Annotated in this window: 11 protein-coding genes and 1 pseudogene; 8 read left to right on the top strand and 4 right to left on the bottom strand. The window is 70.9% G+C overall.

Going from position 1 to position 16,735, the window contains the following annotated elements; all coding sequences use genetic code 11:
* Window positions 1–4: 4 nt before the first annotated feature.
* Window positions 5–1,389 (bottom strand): annotated as a pseudogene (locus tag N8I87_RS16055) (DUF7847 domain-containing protein).
* A gap of 140 nt (window positions 1,390–1,529) precedes the next feature.
* Between N8I87_RS16055 and mtnA the strand changes: the two are divergent.
* The 7 genes from mtnA (at window position 1,530) to N8I87_RS16020 (ending at window position 10,621) form a co-directional block, all read left to right on the top strand.
* On the top strand, window positions 1,530–2,672 hold the full coding sequence (mtnA, locus tag N8I87_RS16050; RefSeq protein WP_263209408.1) for an S-methyl-5-thioribose-1-phosphate isomerase: 1,143 nt from the start codon (window positions 1,530–1,532) through the stop codon (window positions 2,670–2,672).
* 155 nt (window positions 2,673–2,827) lie between these two features.
* Entirely contained in the window at window positions 2,828–3,517 is a 690-nt protein-coding gene (mtrA, locus tag N8I87_RS16045; protein WP_015659998.1) for a two-component system response regulator MtrA, read from the top strand.
* Between the two features lies 1 nt (window position 3,518).
* A complete protein-coding gene (gene mtrB, locus N8I87_RS16040; RefSeq protein ID WP_263209401.1) occupies window positions 3,519–5,603 on the top strand; it encodes an MtrAB system histidine kinase MtrB in 2,085 nt (694 codons plus the stop codon).
* A complete protein-coding gene (locus N8I87_RS16035) occupies window positions 5,593–7,419 on the top strand; it encodes an LpqB family beta-propeller domain-containing protein (RefSeq protein WP_263209399.1) in 1,827 nt (608 codons plus the stop codon). The genes mtrB and N8I87_RS16035 overlap by 11 nt, the downstream gene beginning before the upstream one ends.
* A 215-nt stretch (window positions 7,420–7,634) precedes the next feature.
* A complete protein-coding gene (locus N8I87_RS16030; RefSeq protein ID WP_263209397.1) occupies window positions 7,635–8,663 on the top strand; it encodes a ComF family protein in 1,029 nt (342 codons plus the stop codon).
* A gap of 314 nt (window positions 8,664–8,977) precedes the next feature.
* Entirely contained in the window at window positions 8,978–9,670 is a 693-nt protein-coding gene (hpf, locus tag N8I87_RS16025; RefSeq protein ID WP_390706936.1) for a ribosome hibernation-promoting factor, HPF/YfiA family, read from the top strand.
* 204 nt (window positions 9,671–9,874) lie between these two features.
* Entirely contained in the window at window positions 9,875–10,621 is a 747-nt protein-coding gene (locus N8I87_RS16020) for a response regulator (RefSeq protein ID WP_263209395.1), read from the top strand.
* A 20-nt stretch (window positions 10,622–10,641) separates the two neighbouring features.
* On the opposite strand, the gene N8I87_RS16015 is transcribed toward N8I87_RS16020, so the two are convergent.
* A complete protein-coding gene (locus N8I87_RS16015; RefSeq protein WP_263209394.1) occupies window positions 10,642–11,844 on the bottom strand; it encodes a winged helix-turn-helix domain-containing protein in 1,203 nt (400 codons plus the stop codon).
* A 63-nt stretch (window positions 11,845–11,907) separates the two neighbouring features.
* Window positions 11,908–12,489 (bottom strand): GNAT family N-acetyltransferase, encoded by a 582-nt coding sequence (locus N8I87_RS16010; RefSeq protein ID WP_263209392.1) that lies wholly within the window; start codon window positions 12,487–12,489, stop codon window positions 11,908–11,910.
* Between the two features lie 292 nt (window positions 12,490–12,781).
* Between N8I87_RS16010 and secA the strand changes: the two genes are divergently transcribed.
* On the top strand, window positions 12,782–15,598 hold the full coding sequence (secA, locus tag N8I87_RS16005) for a preprotein translocase subunit SecA (protein WP_263209390.1): 2,817 nt from the start codon (window positions 12,782–12,784) through the stop codon (window positions 15,596–15,598).
* A 304-nt stretch (window positions 15,599–15,902) separates the two neighbouring features.
* Here secA and N8I87_RS16000 read toward each other — a convergent pair whose 3' ends face one another.
* Complete coding sequence (locus tag N8I87_RS16000) at window positions 15,903–16,457, bottom strand: Rv3235 family protein (RefSeq protein ID WP_263209389.1); 555 nt, start codon at window positions 16,455–16,457, stop codon at window positions 15,903–15,905.
* Window positions 16,458–16,735: the final 278 nt, after the last annotated feature.

Below are 16,735 nucleotides of genomic sequence, written 5' to 3'. Positions count from 1 at the left end.
CGCATCAGCTCCCCGGTGTGGTGCCGGGGGTGCCGCCGTAGCCCTGGACACCGGCGGCGCGGGCCAGTTCGAGGTCGAGGGCCTCGCGGCGGATGCGCTGGTCGATGTAGAGGAGCACGGTCACGCCGGCCGTGATCGGGAACGTGATCATGGAGCCGATCACCGAGCCGATCCCGCTGACGACGAGAAACGTCCAGCCCAGGTTGCCGCTGTTGCCGCTGAGGAGGTTGGAGACTCCCTCACCGCTGAGCGCGGCCGCGAGCGCGGCGAAGGGGATGACGATGATCGAGGCGACGATGTTCGCGATGATCCCGGCGAGCAGCTGGATGCCGAAGACCCGCCACCAGGAGCCGCGGACCAGCTTGGCGGAGCGGCTCATCGACTTCACGATGCCCTGCTTCTCCAGCATCAGAGCGGGCGAGGCGAGGGAGAAGCGGATCACGAGCCACAGAGTGACGAGGGCACCGCCGAGGATGCCGAGGGCGGCGAGCGCCGCACCGGCGCTTCCTTCACCGGCCACCGCCACGAGGATGCCGGGCAGCGCGCCGCAGAACACCACGCCGACGGCGATGAGCAGCAGCAGGAAGATCAGCCCGAACAGTCTGGGGACCTGCGGGCGGGCGTCGCGCCAGGCCTCGCCGGTGGTCACCGACTTGCCGAGGACGGCGCGGCTGGTGACGGTCGTGAGCAGCGCGGTCGCGATGATCGTACCGATCATGGAGATCAGGATCACGACGCCCGAGCTGAGCGTGACGTCGCCCAGGGCGCGGGTGACGTCGCGCAGGGGGGCGTTCGGGTCGTTGAGGACTTCGGTGCTCGCGCTGTCGTTCAGGACGAAGCGCTGCAGCAGGATGACAAGGGTCTCCGTGACCACGGCGACGGTCAGCGAGATGCCGAGGACGGTCCGCCAGTAGGTGCGCATGGTGGAGACGGCGCCGTCGAGGATCTCTCCCACGCCGAGCGGGCGCAGCGGGATCACACCGGGCTTGGCCGCGGGCGGCGGTCCGCCCCAGCCACCACCCCAGGCGGCGTATCCGCCGGGGCCGCCGTATCCGCCTGGACCTCCGTAGCCACCGGGGGTGCCGTGTCCGCCGGGGCCCGTGTAGGCTCCGTGGCCGCCGCCGGGGGGCCGCCGCCCCAGCCCGGCCCGGGCGGTGGTGGCGGAGGTGCCTGGCCCGGAGCCGGGGCGCCGGTGGGCGCGGACCACTGGCCGGGTGGCGGTTGCTCCTTGGACCACTTCGAGCCGGCGTCCTGTGGGCCCGCGCCAGGCTGTTCGGCGGGCTGTGCGGGGCCGGGTCGGTCGGCGGGTTCGGCAGGGCCGGTCGCGCCGGGTTCCTGCCCGTCGGACGCGGCGGATCCGGGCGAGGCCCAGCCCGGAGTGTCTTTCATCAAAGCTCCTTCACGGTGCTCGTCCGCGGTCGCGGCGGCAGGTTGGCAGCCATCGTGCCATGGGGTGGTCACCGAGGGACCGGCCGCGGTATGGGCTGCACACCTTCAATTGTCCGCCGGGGACGGGGCAGACTGACCGCATGGCTGATCAGTACGCGCAAACCGGCGAGGACAAGAGGCCGACGGGGATACCGACGATCCGATGGGAGGAACCGCCCGAAGGGCCTGTACTGGTGCTCCTCGACCAGACGAGGCTGCCGGCCGAGGAGGTCGAGCTGGTGTGCACGGACGCGTCGGCGCTGGTCGAGGCGATCCGTTCGCTCGCCGTGCGCGGGGCGCCGGTGCTGGGTATCGCCGGGGCGTACGGTGTCGCGCTCGCCGCCGCGCGGGGCTTCGACGTGGAAGAGGCCGCGAGAGCGCTCGAGGCTGCCCGGCCCACCGCGGTGAACCTCTCCGTCGGCGTGCGCCGGGCCCGCTTCGCCCACCAAGCCGTGCTCGCCAAGGGCGGGGACGCCCGGCAGGCGGCCGCGGCGGCGCTGGCGGCGGCGCGGGTGCTGCACCAGGAGGACGCCGAGGCGAGCGCGCGGATGGCGGGGCACGGCCTGGCTCTGCTCGACGAGCTGCTCCCCGGTGGCGGGCACCGGATCCTCACCCACTGCAACTCCGGATCTCTGGTGTCGGGTGGCGAGGGCACGGCGTTCGCGGTGGCGCTCGCCGCGCACCGGGCGGGACAGCTGCGGCGCCTGTGGGTGGACGAGACGCGTCCGCTGCTGCAGGGCGCTCGGCTGACGGCGTACGAGGCGGCCCGCAGCGGCATGGCGTACACCCTGCTCACCGACAATGCGGCAGGTTCGCTGTTCGCGGCGGGGGAGGTGGACGCGGTGCTGATCGGGGCGGACCGCATCGCGGCCGACGGTTCGGTGGCGAACAAGGTGGGGAGCTATCCGCTCGCGGTGCTGGCGCGGTACCACCATGTGCCGTTCATCGTGGTGGCGCCCGTGACGACGGTGGATCCGGACACTTTGGACGGGGCATCGATCGAGGTCGAGCAGCGCCCCGGGTATGAGGTGACCGAGATCACAGCGCCCCAGGTGCCGGTGACGGGAGCGGGGGGCGGGATTCCGGTGGCACCGCTGGGGACCCAGGCGTACAACCCGGCGTTCGACGTGACGCCGCCCGAGCTGGTGACGGCGATCGTCACCGAGGAGGGCACCGTTTCCCCCGTGACGGCCGGGGCTCTCGTCGAGCTGTGCGCAAGGTCCCGCGGGGTGACACTCGACTGAGGGCAGGAGCCCCGAGAGCGAGGCGGCGCCGTGGCGGGATGCCCTCCGGGCCTCTCTGTCTGGCCCCGTGGGCAGACAGTGACGGTCGCGTACGACTATCGTCACGGGCCAGTGACCCTCCTCACCAGCACGCCTGTCACTGTTACGAGAATGGGATGATGTCGTTTATGAAGGGACGAGTCCTTGTCGTCGACGACGACACCGCACTGGCCGAGATGCTCGGCATCGTGCTGCGTGGTGAAGGTTTTGAGCCGTCTTTCGTAGCCGACGGCGACAAGGCGCTGGCCGCGTTCCGTGAGACCAAGCCCGACCTGGTGCTGCTGGACCTGATGCTGCCCGGCCGGGACGGCATCGAGGTGTGCCGCCTCATCCGCGCGGAGTCCGGCGTGCCGATCGTGATGCTCACGGCGAAGAGCGACACCGTGGACGTCGTCGTGGGCCTGGAGTCGGGCGCGGACGACTACATCGTGAAGCCCTTCAAGCCGAAGGAGCTGGTGGCCCGGATCCGGGCGCGGCTGCGGAGGTCTGAGGAGCCCGCACCCGAGCAGCTCGCCATAGGTGACCTGGTCATCGACGTGGCCGGTCACTCCGTCAAGCGGGACGGTCAGTCGATCGCACTGACGCCGCTGGAGTTCGACCTGCTGGTCGCGCTGGCCCGTAAGCCGTGGCAGGTGTTCACGCGCGAGGTGCTCCTGGAGCAGGTGTGGGGCTACCGCCACGCGGCCGACACCCGTCTCGTGAACGTGCATGTCCAGCGGCTGCGCTCCAAGGTCGAGAAGGACCCGGAGCGGCCGGAGATCGTGGTGACCGTCCGTGGCGTCGGTTACAAGGCCGGACCGAGCTGACATGTCCGGGGACAGTGCCGCTTCGGCCCCCGGCCGGTCCGGGGCCAGGCCGGAGCGGCCTGTCGGCCGGAAGACGACGGGTTCGCGCTGGCGACGCTTCTTCGAGGGCGGGCTGCTGCAGGGCGGGGTCCAGGGCAGCCCGGTCCTTCGCCTGTTCATGCGCTGGGTGCGCCGGCCGCTGCTGCCGGTCATGCGGCTGTGGCGGCGCAACATCCAGCTCAAGGTCGTCGTCACGACGCTGCTGATGTCGTTGGGCGTCGTCCTGCTGCTGGGCTTCGTCGTGATCGGCCAGGTGCGCAACGGTCTGCTGGACGCCAAGGTGAAGGCCTCGCAGAGCCAGGCCACCGGCGGGTTCGCGGTGGCCAAGCAGAAGGCCGACGAGGCGGCGGCCGGGACCGCGGACGACGGCGCCGGTGTGGACGGCCGTCAGTCCCAGAACGTCATCTCCTGGATGAGCGAGCTCGTCTCGTCGCTCTCCAGCGGTGGCCAGGGCGCCTTCGACGTGGTGACGCTGCCCGCGGGCGACGACAGCGGCGGTGGGCGCGGTCCCCGTGCCTCCGGCCAGGTCGATCCGACGTCGAGCGTGCCCGAGGATCTGCGGGCGCGGATCAACAGCGGCATGGTGGCCTCGCAGAGCTACACCCGCATCATCTACAAGGACAGCGACAAGGAGTCGCAGCCCGCCCTGGTCATCGGCAAGAAGCTCAACGACCCCAACGGTGACCCGTACGAGCTGTACTACCTCTTCCCGCTGACGCAGGAGGAGAAGTCCCTCAGCCTGGTCAAGGGCACGCTCGCGACCGCCGGGCTCTTCGTCGTCGTACTTCTCGGAGCCATCGCCTGGCTCGTGGTGCGGCAGGTCGTCACGCCCGTGCGGATGGCGGCCGGGATCGCGGAGCGGCTGTCGGCGGGACGTCTGCAGGAGCGGATGAAGGTCACCGGCGAGGACGACATCGCGCGGCTCGGCGAGGCCTTCAACAAGATGGCGCAGAACCTGCAGCTGAAGATCCAGCAGCTGGAGGACCTGTCGCGGATGCAGCGGCGGTTCGTGTCCGACGTGTCGCACGAGCTGCGCACCCCCTTGACGACCGTACGGATGGCCGCCGACGTCATCCACGAGGCCCGCGAGGACTTCGATCCGGTGACCGCGCGCTCGGCGGAGCTGCTCGCCGACCAGCTGGACCGGTTCGAGTCGCTGCTCGCGGACCTGCTGGAGATCAGCCGCTTCGACGCCGGCGCGGCGGCGCTGGAGGCCGAGCCGATAGACCTCCGCGAGGTCGTACGGCGGGTCGTCAGCGGGGCCGAGCCGCTCGCGGAGCGCAAGGGCACGCAGATACGCGTCGTCGGCGACCAGCAGCCCGTCGTGGCCGAGGCCGACGCCCGCCGCGTGGAGCGGGTGCTGCGCAACCTCGTCGTCAACGCCGTGGAGCACGGCGAGGGCAGGGACGTCGTCGTCAAGCTCGCTGCCGCGGGCGGCGCGGTCGCCGTCGCGGTGCGCGACTACGGCGTCGGGCTCAAGCCCGGCGAGGCGACCCGTGTCTTCAGCCGCTTCTGGCGGGCGGACCCGGCACGCGCGCGTACCACCGGTGGTACGGGCCTGGGGCTGTCCATCGCCCTGGAGGACGCGCGGCTGCACGGCGGCTGGCTGCAGGCCTGGGGCGAGCCGGGCGGTGGCTCACAGTTCCGGCTGACGCTGCCGCGCACCGCGGACGAGCCGCTGCGGGGATCGCCGATACCGCTGGAGCCGAAGGACTCACGGCGCAACCGGGGGCTCGACGACGCCGGGCTGCCGAGCGCAGGCGGGGACAAGCGTGCCACGGTTCCCGTGCAGCAGGCGGGCGGCCAGGCGGGCCTGCCGCCGCGCCCCCAGATCGGCGCGCGGATGGCATCCGTGTCCCCGGCCGCCGACCCCACCGCGCTGCCCGGCAACGGCGCGCGCGTGGTGCCCCGGCCCACCGGAGGCGCACGGCGCCAGGACGACGCACCGTCCTGCGACGCGGCGCGCGAAGAGAACGGCAGCAGGCCCGACCCGGCCGCCGGCACCGAGGAATCGAACAAGCCAGGGGAGGCATTTCGTGGGCGCTGACCGCGAGGGAGGCGCCCGGCGCCGTCCGGTGCGTGCGGTGGCGTACGCCGCCTGCGGTGCCGTCGTGCTGGCGGGGTGCGCCTCCATGCCCGACAGCGGCGACCTGCGGGACGTCGAGTCCACGCCGCGCCAGGACACGCAGGTGCGTGTCTTCGCCATGCCGCCCCAGGACAACGCTGCGCCCGGGGAGATCGTGCAGGGCTTCCTGGAGGCTCTGACCAGCGACGATCCGCACTACGACACGGCGCGCAAGTATCTGACCGCCGGTGCCGCGCGCAAGTGGAAGCCCGAGCAGTCCACCACGGTGCTCGCCAACGGGCCGAGCACCGATCCGGACCACCCGGCGGTCGGCGGGGAGGACACCAACAACGTCACCTACACACTGGCGGGGAGCAGGGTCGCCACCGTCGACGCGCAGCAGGCGTACTCGCCCGCCGCCGGGCCCTACAACAGGAAGGTGCACCTCACCCAGGACGCCAAGACCAAGCAGTGGCGCATCGACGCGCTGCCGGAGGGCGTCGTCATGGGCAAGTCCGACTTCCAGCGGAACTACACGTCCGTCAACAAGTACTACTTCGCGTCCAACACCTCGGACGTGTCGACCGGCCGGCTGGCGGCCGTCGCCGACCCGGTCTTCGTGCGCAAGCGCGTGGACCCGATGACGCAGATGGTGCGCTCGCTGCTCGACGGGCCCACGAGCTGGCTCGGGCCCGTGGTCAGGTCGAGTTTTCCGACCGGTACGGCGCTGAAGAAGGGCGCCAGCTCGCTGACGCCCGACGACCAGAACAAGCTGACAGTGCCGTTGAACGACAAGGCCTCCCGGGTCGGGTCGACCCAGTGCAGCGAGATGGCGACCCAGCTGCTGTTCACGCTGCAGAACCTGTCGCCCACGGTGGACTCGGTGGAACTGCAGGGTGCCGACGGCAAGAGACTGTGCGACCTCGGCCGCGGCGGCGCCGTCGCCTGGCGTGGCTCCGAGAAGCGCCCCGAGTACCTGTACTTCCTCGACAGCAAGCACCGGCTGGTGCGGATAGCCAGCACCAGCACCACCGCCGTTCCGGTACCCGGCGCGCTGGGTCAGGGCGACAGGGGACTGCGGTCGGTGGCGGTCTCGCGCGACGAGCACTCTGCGGCCGGGGTCGCTCTGGACGGCAAGTCGCTGTACGTCACGTCGCTCGCGTCGGGCGGTTCGCTCGGGGATCCCGTCGTCCAGAGCCACGGCGCCACCGCCGACGACCGGCTGACGACGCCCAGCTGGGACGACGTCGGCGACCTCTGGGTGGCCGACCGCAACCCCGCCGATCCCCGGCTGCTCCTGATCGAGGAGGGGGCCGGCCAGCCGGTGGAGGTGCGGACCCCGGAGCTGCCCGGACGCATCAAGGATGTGCGGGTGGCCGCCGACGGGGTGCGGATAGCGCTCGTCGTGGAAAAGGACCGCAAGCAGTCCCTGCTCATCGGGAGGATCGAGCGGGACGAGAAGTCCGGGCAGAAGCCGGTGGTCTCGGTTCTCGAACTGCGCTCCGCGACGCCCGGGTTGGAAGAGGTCACGGCCATGTCGTGGGCCGGGGACGGCCGGCTCGTCGTGGTCGGGCGTGAGCAGGGGGGCGTGCTGCAGCTGCGGTACATCCAGGTCGACGGCTCCACGCCGGACGGTCTGGTGCCCTCGGCCCTGCCGGGAGTCAAGGCGATCGCCGCGTCCGAGGACGACCGGGCTCCGCTCGTGGCGTATTCGGACGACGGGATCGTACGGCTGCCGTCCGGAGGGCAGTGGCAGACGGTCGTCAAGGAAGGGTCGGCGCCGGTCTATCCGGGCTGACATCTCACCTGGAGCGGCCGTCACGGTCCGGGCTCGGCCCGTCCGTGGCGGCCGCTTCCGTTTTCGGCCGGTCGGGCCCGGGCCGCGCGGTCGACCGTTCGGCTGCGCCCGGTCACCCGTACGGGTAGTGGGGCGCTACGACCTGTTCCGAGTTGTCCACAGGGAGTTTTCCACAGGGGTGGTCCGCCGGCCCGGGTATTGGCACAGTGAGGGGCATGCGGGGGTGGTGGCAGGACCTCACGGACCTGGTGCTGCCGGCCGAGTGCGGAGGCTGTGGGACGCCTCGCACGGTGCTCTGCCAGGAGTGCCGTGCCGCCCTGAGCGGGGACGCACCGTGCCGGGTGCGACCGGGGCCCGAGCCGTCCGGGCTCCCGGCGGTGCATGCGGCGGCGCCGTACGCGGACGCGGTGCGGGCGGCGCTCCTCGCCCACAAGGAGCGGGGAGCTCTGGCACTCGCAGGCCCCCTGGGCGCGGCTCTGGCGGGAGCTGTGCGAGCGGGGCTCCACGCGGCCCGGTCGGGGGCCGGCGGGGCGCTGACGGGGCATGCCGGGGTCCTGACAGGGCGCTGCGGCATCCCCACGGAGGGCGGCGGCGGTCCGGCGGGAAAACAGGCGGAGCGCGACGGTTCGGCACAGGGTGTTCCTGTGGGTGCACGCCGGGTGCGGGTCGTGTCGTTCTGGGGCGGCGGTGCACCGGTCGGGCATGGTGACGTGCCTGTGCTGCTCGTGCCGGTGCCGTCCGCGCGCTGGGCCGTGCGGGCCCGGGGTCATGATCCGGTACGGCGGATCGCGCTCGCGGCCGCAAGCGAGCTGAGACGGAGCGGGACGCCGGCCCGGGTGGCGACGGTGCTGCGGCAACGGCGTGCCGTGGCCGACCAGTCGGGGCTCGACACCCGGCAGCGGCTGCGTAATCTCGCGGGCGCCCTGGAGGTGGCCCCGGGCGGCGCACGGCTGCTCCTCGGCGGCCGGGTGGTGCTTGTCGACGACCTGATGACGACGGGCGCATCCCTGACGGAGGCGGCGCGGGCCGTCCGGGAGGCGGTCGACCGCAATGGCGGAACAACGGCCGTGTACGCGCGTGCAGCTCGGGAAGGAAGGGAGGAACAGACGGTGGGATCAAGGGAAGAGAGTGCGATGCGGAGCCACGGCGCGGTGGGAATGGCACGGGCGAACACCGTCGGGCAGCCGATCTGCGCGGCTGTGGTCGCAGCGCCGCCGGATTCCTTCGAAATAAACCGGAACTGACTGCGAAGTTGCATCGTTGCAGGTAGTGAGAGGACCAATTCACCTGAATGGAGGTACGCGGCAGTAGAGGGTGACGACATCCGTCCGGGCGAGATATGTTCGGTTGTGAGGGAAAGCCGCAGGCCATCCCTCTCATATCCGAATGCCGTGCTGCGGGTTTTCCGCAATCACTCGCGGCGCTGGGGTGGAGATCTTGCCCATGGGGGAGGAGGAGGTGGAAGTCACCGAGTCCGAGGTTCCGGACTGACCGGAGCCTGGTGCAAAAGGGAGATGCTCCGCCGCTGGAGCGGAGTGATCCGGGAACGGAGTTCTGCGTGGACATCGTCGTCAAGGGCCGCAAGACCGAGGTGCCCGAGCGGTTCCGCAAGCACGTGGCCGAGAAGCTGAAGCTGGAGAAGATCCAGAAGCTCGATGGCAAGGTGATCAGCCTCGACGTGGAGGTGTCCAAGGAGCCCAACCCCCGGCAGGCCGACCGGTGCGACCGAGTGGAGATCACGCTCCGCTCCCGCGGTCCGGTGATCCGGGCGGAGGCAGCGGCCAGCGATCCGTATGCGGCACTCGACCTGGCGGCGGAGAAGCTGGACGCCCGGCTGCGCAAGCAGCACGACAAGCGTTTCTCGCGGCGCGGCGCACGCCGAATCTCGGCCGCGGAGGTTCCCGACCACGTCCCGGGCGCGGCGACGCTCAACGGGAACGGCCACCCCGTCCACGAGGAAGACAGCGACGGAGTGCCCACCAAGAAGATCGGCTCGCTGGAAGTGAAGGGCGAAGGCCCCCTCATCGTCCGCGAGAAGACCCACGTCGCCTCCCCGATGACCCTCGACCAGGCCCTCTACGAGATGGAACTGGTCGGACACGACTTCTATCTGTTCGTCGACTCCGAGACCAAGGAACCGAGCGTCGTCTACCGGCGGCACGCCTACGACTACGGTGTCATCCACCTCAGCACGGACCCGATGGTCGCCCAGGCGCAACCCCCCGCGGCAGGCGGCACACTGGGCGGCTGACCCGCCCGGCCACAGGCTGAGCCGGTGCCCCTGGAGCGCGTGTGCGCCCCCAGGGGCACCGGCGTGCGACCCTTCGCGCCCCGCTTGGTCGGCGCAGTGTCGGCCGGGCATGAAATCATGGCCGCACCGGCCCAACCGGTGGGCCGCTGCCTTGGGTTGGCGATGGCACAGGACCACAGGCCACAGCCTTCAGGGGGAGGAACGATGGCGGACAGCTTCGGACCGATGCGGAACGGGGATGCCGACGAAGGCGTCGTCGGCATGGGCCCGGACGCGGGCACTCCACGCAAGGAGCCGATCAGAGTCCTTGTCGTGGACGACCACGCCCTCTTCCGCCGCGGCCTGGAGATCGTGCTCGCCGCCGAGGAGGACATCCAGGTCGTCGGCGAGGCGGGCGACGGCGCCGAGGCCGTGGACAAGGCGGCCGACCTGCTGCCCGACATCGTCCTGATGGACGTACGGATGCCCAAGCGCGGCGGGATCGAGGCGTGCACCTCCATCAAGGAGGTCGCCCCCAGCGCCAAGATCATCATGCTGACGATCAGCGATGAAGAGGCCGACCTCTACGACGCGATCAAGGCGGGCGCGACCGGCTATCTCCTCAAGGAGATCTCGACGGACGAGGTGGCCACCGCCATTCGCGCGGTCGCCGACGGGCAGTCGCAGATCAGCCCGTCGATGGCCTCGAAACTGCTCACCGAGTTCAAGTCGATGATCCAGCGGACGGACGAGCGCAGGCTCGTGCCCGCACCCCGGCTGACGGACCGTGAGCTGGAGGTGCTCAAGCTGGTCGCGACGGGAATGAACAACCGTGACATCGCGAAGGAGTTGTTCATCTCCGAGAACACGGTGAAGAACCACGTCCGCAACATCCTGGAGAAGCTGCAACTGCACTCCAGGATGGAGGCGGTGGTGTACGCGATGCGGGAGAAGATCCTCGAAATCCGGTAGGGGCGGGCGACCGGCGCGGATCAGGCGAGGAGCCGGGCGAGTTCCCTGGTGAGGGGCTCGCGCAGTTCCGGTGCGTCCACCCGTTCCACGCGTACGTCCGTGCAGTCCACCCAGCTCGCCGCCTCGACCAGGGCCTGGGCCACGGCCGGGACCGCCTTCGCGCCGTCCAGGGTGGCCTGCCGGGCGACCAGAGTGCGGCCCTCGCGTGCCGGGTCGACACGGCCGACGAGACGGCCGCCGGACAGGACGGGCATTGCGAAGTAGCCGTACACCCGCTTCGCCTTGGGCACATAGGCCTCCAGCCGGTGGGTGAAGCCGAAGATCCGCTCCGTGCGCGCCCGTTCCCAGATCAGCGAGTCGAAAGGGGACAGCAGCGTGGTGCGGTGGCGGCCGCGCGGAGGGGTCTCCAGCGCCGCGGGGTCCGCCCAGGCGGGCTTGCCCCAGCCCGCCACCGTGACCGGTACCAGACCCGAGTCCGCGATCACCCCGTCGACCTGCTCGCCCTTGAGACGGTGGTAGTCGGCGATGTCCGCGCGCGTGCCGACGCCGAGGGACTCGCCCGCCAGGCGGACCAGGCGGCGCACGCACTCGGTGTCGTCGAGTTCGTCGTGCAGCAACGCGTCCGGGACCGCGCGCTCGGCGAGGTCGTACACCCGCTTCCAGCCGCGGCGTTCCACGCAGACCACCTCCCCGTACATCAGCGCACGCTCGACCGCGACCTTCGTGCCGGACCAGTCCCACCACTCGCTGGTGCGTTTCGCGCCGCCCAACTCCGTGGCGGTGAGCGGACCTTCGGCGCGGAGCTGCTTGACGACCTGGTCGTAGGCGCCGTCGGGGAGTTCATGGTTCCAGTGCGGGCGGTTGCGGTAGGCGCGGCGGCGGAACGCGAAGTGCGGCCACTCCTCGACGGGGAGGATGCACGCCGCGTGCGACCAGTACTCGAAGGCGTGCGGTTGGGCCGGGCGCGTGCCCGTGGACGCGGGCGTCCAGTAGGCGGCCTCCACCGTCCCGCGGCCCACGGCGCCCAGGCGGGCGTACGGGATGAGCTCGTGGGAGCGGGCGAGGACCGAGATGGTGTCGAGCTGGACCGCGCCGAGATGACGCAGGACGCCCCGGACACCGGCCCGGCGGTCGGGCGTGCCGAGGAAGCCCTGGGCCCGCAGGGCGATGCGGCGGGCGTCGTCCGCGGAGAGTTCGGTGGCGGGGCGCGGGAGCGTCGTCATGGGTTCGGACGATAGACGGCGGGACTGACAGCACGGGCTGAGCTGCGGCTTTGCGGGCCGGTGCTACGACAGACGCGCCGGCGCCGGCAGATACGGGGCCGTCGACGGCAGGCCCAGGTCCGACGGGAGCAGCGAGCCCACCCAGCAGTCCCGGCGTACCCCCTGGTTGTTGGTCGCCGAGCGCAGGATGCCCTCGACGGTGAAGCCGGCGCGTTCCGCCACCGCGCGGGACGGTCTGTTGCCGACCTCCGCGCGCCACTCCACGCGGTCGATGGACAGCTGGGTGAAGGCCCAGCGGGAGGCGGCGAGGGTGGCCTCGGTCACATAACCGTTGCCACGGTGCTCCTTGGCCGCCCAGTAGCCGATCTCGCCGACCCCCAGGGCACGCATGGTGAGGGCGAGCATGCCGGCGAGCTCCCCTTCGGGGAGGAAGAGGCCGAAGGTGAACATCGCGTTGTCCGCCCAGCCGTCGGGCACCACCTGTTCGGTGAAGCCGCGCGCGTGCTCCCTGAGGTAGGGCGAGGGGAACTGGGAGATCCACCGCTGGACCTCGGGGTCCTGGGCGGCGGCGTACACCGCCTCGGCGTCCTGAGGGCCGGGCGCGCGCAGCAGAAGACGGCTGGTGGTGAGCGTGACGGGGTCCATCGGCCGATTCTGCTGGGGCATCCGGAACGGCGCCATCCCGGGGTGCCGACACGCCCCCGTGCCGTGTGTGAACGCGCGATCACATTGCGCGCAATTCCCCGGAGCGATGCGGCACTATCCGCGCGTCCCGCCCGTTGTCCCCTGTGAAAGCCAGCGGAAGAACAGCCGCGGACGGCCGTCGGACCGCCAGGCCTCCCGGCGTGCCCGGGTCCTCGCATACGATGGCCGTTGCTCAGTACGTGAAATGGAAAACCGACCGTCCCAGGCCCGACCGGCAAGGAGACCAGCCCCCGTGTCCGTCCTCTCGAAGATCATGCGTGCAGGCGAAGGCAAGATCCTGCGCAAGCTGCACCGCATCGCGGACCAGGTCAACTCCATCGAAGAGGACTTCGTCGACCTCTCCGACGCCGAGCTGCGGGCCCTCACCGATGAGTACAAGCAGCGGTACGCAGACGGTGAGAGCCTGGACGACCTGCTCCCCGAGGCGTTCGCCACCGTCCGCGAGGCCGCCAAGCGCGTCCTCGGCCAGCGGCACTACGACGTGCAGATGATGGGTGGCGCCGCCCTCCACCTCGGCTATGTCGCCGAGATGAAGACCGGTGAGGGCAAGACCCTCGTCGGCACCCTCCCCGCCTATCTGAACGCCCTCTCCGGAGACGGCGTCCACCTCATCACGGTCAACGACTACCTGGCCGAGCGCGACTCCGAGATGATGGGCCGCGTCCACAAGTTCCTGGGGCTGACCGTCGGCTGCATCCTGGCCAACATGACGCCGGCCCAGCGCCGCGAGCAGTACGAGTGCGACATCACGTACGGCACGAACAACGAGTTCGGCTTCGACTACCTCCGCGACAACATGGCGTGGTCCAAGGACGAGCTCGTCCAGCGCGGCCACAACTTCGCCATCGTCGACGAGGTCGACTCCATCCTCGTCGACGAGGCCCGTACGCCGCTGATCATCTCCGGCCCGGCCGACCAGGCCACCAAGTGGTACGGCGACTTCGCCAAGCTGGTCACGCGCCTGAAGAAGGGCGAGGCGGGCAACCCGCTCAAGGGCCTCGAGGAGACCGGCGACTACGACGTCGACGAGAAGAAGCGCACCGTCGCCATCCACGAGAACGGTGTCTCCAAGGTCGAGGACTGGCTGGGCATCGACAACCTCTACGAGTCGGTGAACACCCCGCTGGTGGGCTACCTGAACAACGCCATCAAGGCCAAGGAGCTCTTCAAGAAGGACAAGGACTACGTCGTCATCGACGGCGAGGTCATGATCGTCGACGAGCACACCGGCCGTATCCTCGCCGGCCGCCGCTACAACGAGGGCATGCACCAGGCGATCGAGGCGAAGGAAGGGGTGGACATCAAGGACGAGAACCAGACGCTCGCCACGATCACCCTGCAGAACTTCTTCCGCCTCTACAAGAAGCTCTCCGGCATGACCGGTACGGCGATGACCGAGGCCGCCGAGTTCCACCAGATCTACAAGCTCGGCGTGGTCCCGATCCCGACCAACAAGCCGATGATCCGCAAGGACCAGTCGGACCTGATCTACCGCACCGAGGTCGCCAAGTTCGAGGCCGTCGTCGACGACATCGCCGAGAAGCACGAGAAGGGCCAGCCGATCCTGGTCGGCACCACCTCGGTCGAGAAGTCCGAGTACCTCTCGCAGCAGCTCAGCAAGCGCGGCATCCAGCACGAGGTGCTCAACGCCAAGCACCACGAGCGCGAGGCGCAGATCGTTGCCCAGGCCGGCCGCAAGGGCGCCGTCACGGTCGCCACGAACATGGCCGGCCGTGGTACGGACATCAAGCTCGGCGGCAACCCCGAGGACCTCGCCGAGGCCGAGCTGCGCCAGCGCGGTCTCGACCCCGAGGAGCACATCGAGGAGTGGGCCCACGCCCTGCCCGCCGCCCTGGAGCGTGCGGAGCTGGCGGTCAAGGCCGAGAAGGACGAGGTCGAGGAGAGCGGCGGCCTCTACGTGCTGGGCACCGAGCGGCACGAGTCGCGCCGTATCGACAACCAGCTGCGCGGTCGTTCCGGCCGTCAGGGCGACCCGGGCGAGTCCCGTTTCTACCTCTCCCTCGGCGACGACCTGATGCGGCTGTTCAAGGCCCAGATGGTCGAGCGCGTGATGTCCATGGCGAACGTGCCGGACGACGTGCCGATCGAGAACAAGATGGTCACGCGCGCGATCGCCTCCGCCCAGTCGCAGGTCGAGCAGCAGAACTTCGAGACCCGTAAGAACGTCCTGAAGTACGACGAGGTCCTCAACCGCCAGCGCGAGGTCATCTACGGCGAGCGCCGCCGCGTCCTGGAGGGTGAGGACCTGCACGATCAGATCCAGCACTTCACGGACGACACGATCGACGCCTACGTCGGCGCCGAGACCGCCGAGGGCTTCCCGGAGGACTGGGACCTCGACCGTCTGTGGGGCGCGTTCAAGCAGCTCTACCCGGTGAAGGTCACCATCGAGGAGCTGGAGGACGCCGCCGGTGACCGTGCCGGTCTGACCGCGGAGTTCATCTCCGAGTCGATCAAGGACGACATCCACGCGCAGTACGAGGCCCGCGAGGCGCAGCTCGGCTCCGAGATCATGCGCGAGCTGGAGCGCCGGGTCGTGCTGTCGGTCCTCGACCGCAAGTGGCGCGAGCACCTCTACGAGATGGACTACCTCCAGGAGGGCATCGGCCTGCGCGCGATGGCCCAGAAGGACCCGCTGGTCGAGTACCAGCGCGAGGGCTTCGACATGTTCTCCGCGATGATGGACGGCATCAAGGAGGAGTCCGTCGGCTACCTGTTCAACCTGGAGGTCCAGGTCGAGCAGCAGGTCGAGGAGGTCCCCGTCGAGGACGCCCAGCCGGTGGCCGAGGGCGTCCAGGACGCGGTCCCGGCCCAGGCGGGCTCCCGCCCGGAGATCCGGGCCAAGGGCCTGGACGCGCCGCAGCGCCGCGGACTGCACTTCTCCGCCGCGACCGTGGACGGTGAGGGCGGCCTCGTCGAGGGCGACTTCGCCTATGACGACGACGAGCCGGTGCGCTCCGAGGCGGACGGCCTCACGCGCGCGGAGCGCCGCAAGCAGGCCAAGGGCGGCCGTCGCCGCAAGAAGTGACGATGCCCGCGGCCGCCATGGCCGTGGCGTCCTGAAAGGGCCGGGTCACCCGTCGGGTGCCCGGCCCTTCGCCGTTCGCACCGGCCGCGCTGGTCGTCAGGCGCCGGCTGAGCTGGTTGCCAGGCGTCGGCTGTGACGGCTGTGGCGCACGACTCGGGCCGGTTGTCTCGCGTCGGCTGTGCCGGCCGTGATGCATGAGCCGGGCCGGCTGTCACGTGCCGGCCGTGCCGGCCGTGCCGGCCGTGGCGCACGAGCCGGCCGTTGTCTCGCGTCGGCCGCGTCGGCCGTCTCGCGTCCTTCGCGCCTAGTCGTCGTCCGTCCGTGGGGTGCGTGGGCCTCCCAGTTCCACCGCGGTGCACCGCCAGCGGAGGTCCGGGCCCTGTTCCAGGCGGAAGGCCATGGCGCGGAGCCGGTCGCCGGCGCCGATGCGGGCGAAGGCCTCGATGGCGCCGGTCCGCGGGACGTAGTACCCGATGTCGCGGACGACCGGGCGGGCCCCGCGCGTGCGCAGGGGGCCGCGTTCGGCGAGGTGGGCGAGTTCGTCGTAGGCGCGGCCGGCGGTGTGCCGGAGCATCCAGTGGACGGGGCGCTGGCCGCTCAGGACGGCGAGCAGGCGGTCGGCGAAGAGGTCGGTGGGGCGGGGAGCACTGGCGGGCCTGGACCCGGGCGCTGTGGCGGGCGTCGTACCGCCCGTCCCGGTGGCCGGGGCCATATCGGTCGTCCCCGGAGCCCGGGGGCCGCGTGCAGCCCCGCTGACCGGTGTCCTGGGGGCCGTGCCGCCGGGGCGTCGGGGGTCGCGGCGGCTCGGTGGGCGGGTGCCCGGGCGGGGCTTGGCTGTCCTGGTCATGACCTTGTTCATGAGGTCCCCGTTCGGCGGGCCCGGTGGATACCGGGCGGTAACTTGCTGGTGGGGATCTTGTACGGGGCCGCCGACGGCGACGGCAAGGAAGACGGAGCCCGCGTCGCGGGGCCACGGGGTTCACCTATCCGAGTGGTCGCGAGGGTGTGGAACCCGGCGGGCACGGGGCGGCACCGGGTGAGTTCCGGGGCGCCGGGTGGACGCGTCGCGGGTCACGGGCAGGGACCCGAAAGGGGACGCCCGCACGTATCCTGAAGGCCCTCCGGGAGACGCGGGAC

The sequence above is a fragment of the Streptomyces sp. HUAS 15-9 genome (genome assembly GCF_025642155.1).
GTDB lineage: Bacteria > Actinomycetota > Actinomycetes > Streptomycetales > Streptomycetaceae > Streptomyces.
The sequence above is the reverse complement of the archived record's forward strand: the minus strand, read 5'-3'. Positions and strand labels throughout refer to the sequence as shown.

Excerpts from the sequence above, each read along its gene's own strand:
- mtnA (WP_263209408.1), top strand. The coding sequence starts at position 1,530 with ATGGCTGATCAGTACGCGCAAACCGGCGAGGACAAGAGGCCGACGGGG.
- mtrA (WP_015659998.1), top strand. The coding sequence starts at position 2,828 with ATGATGTCGTTTATGAAGGGACGAGTCCTTGTCGTCGACGACGACACC.
- mtrB (WP_263209401.1), top strand. The coding sequence starts at position 3,519 with ATGTCCGGGGACAGTGCCGCTTCGGCCCCCGGCCGGTCCGGGGCCAGG.
- N8I87_RS16030 (WP_263209397.1), top strand. The coding sequence starts at position 7,635 with ATGCGGGGGTGGTGGCAGGACCTCACGGACCTGGTGCTGCCGGCCGAG.
- N8I87_RS16020 (WP_263209395.1), top strand. The coding sequence starts at position 9,875 with ATGGCGGACAGCTTCGGACCGATGCGGAACGGGGATGCCGACGAAGGC.
- N8I87_RS16015 (WP_263209394.1), bottom strand. The coding sequence starts at position 11,844 with ATGACGACGCTCCCGCGCCCCGCCACCGAACTCTCCGCGGACGACGCC.
- N8I87_RS16010 (WP_263209392.1), bottom strand. The coding sequence starts at position 12,489 with ATGGACCCCGTCACGCTCACCACCAGCCGTCTTCTGCTGCGCGCGCCC.
- N8I87_RS16000 (WP_263209389.1), bottom strand. The coding sequence starts at position 16,457 with ATGAACAAGGTCATGACCAGGACAGCCAAGCCCCGCCCGGGCACCCGC.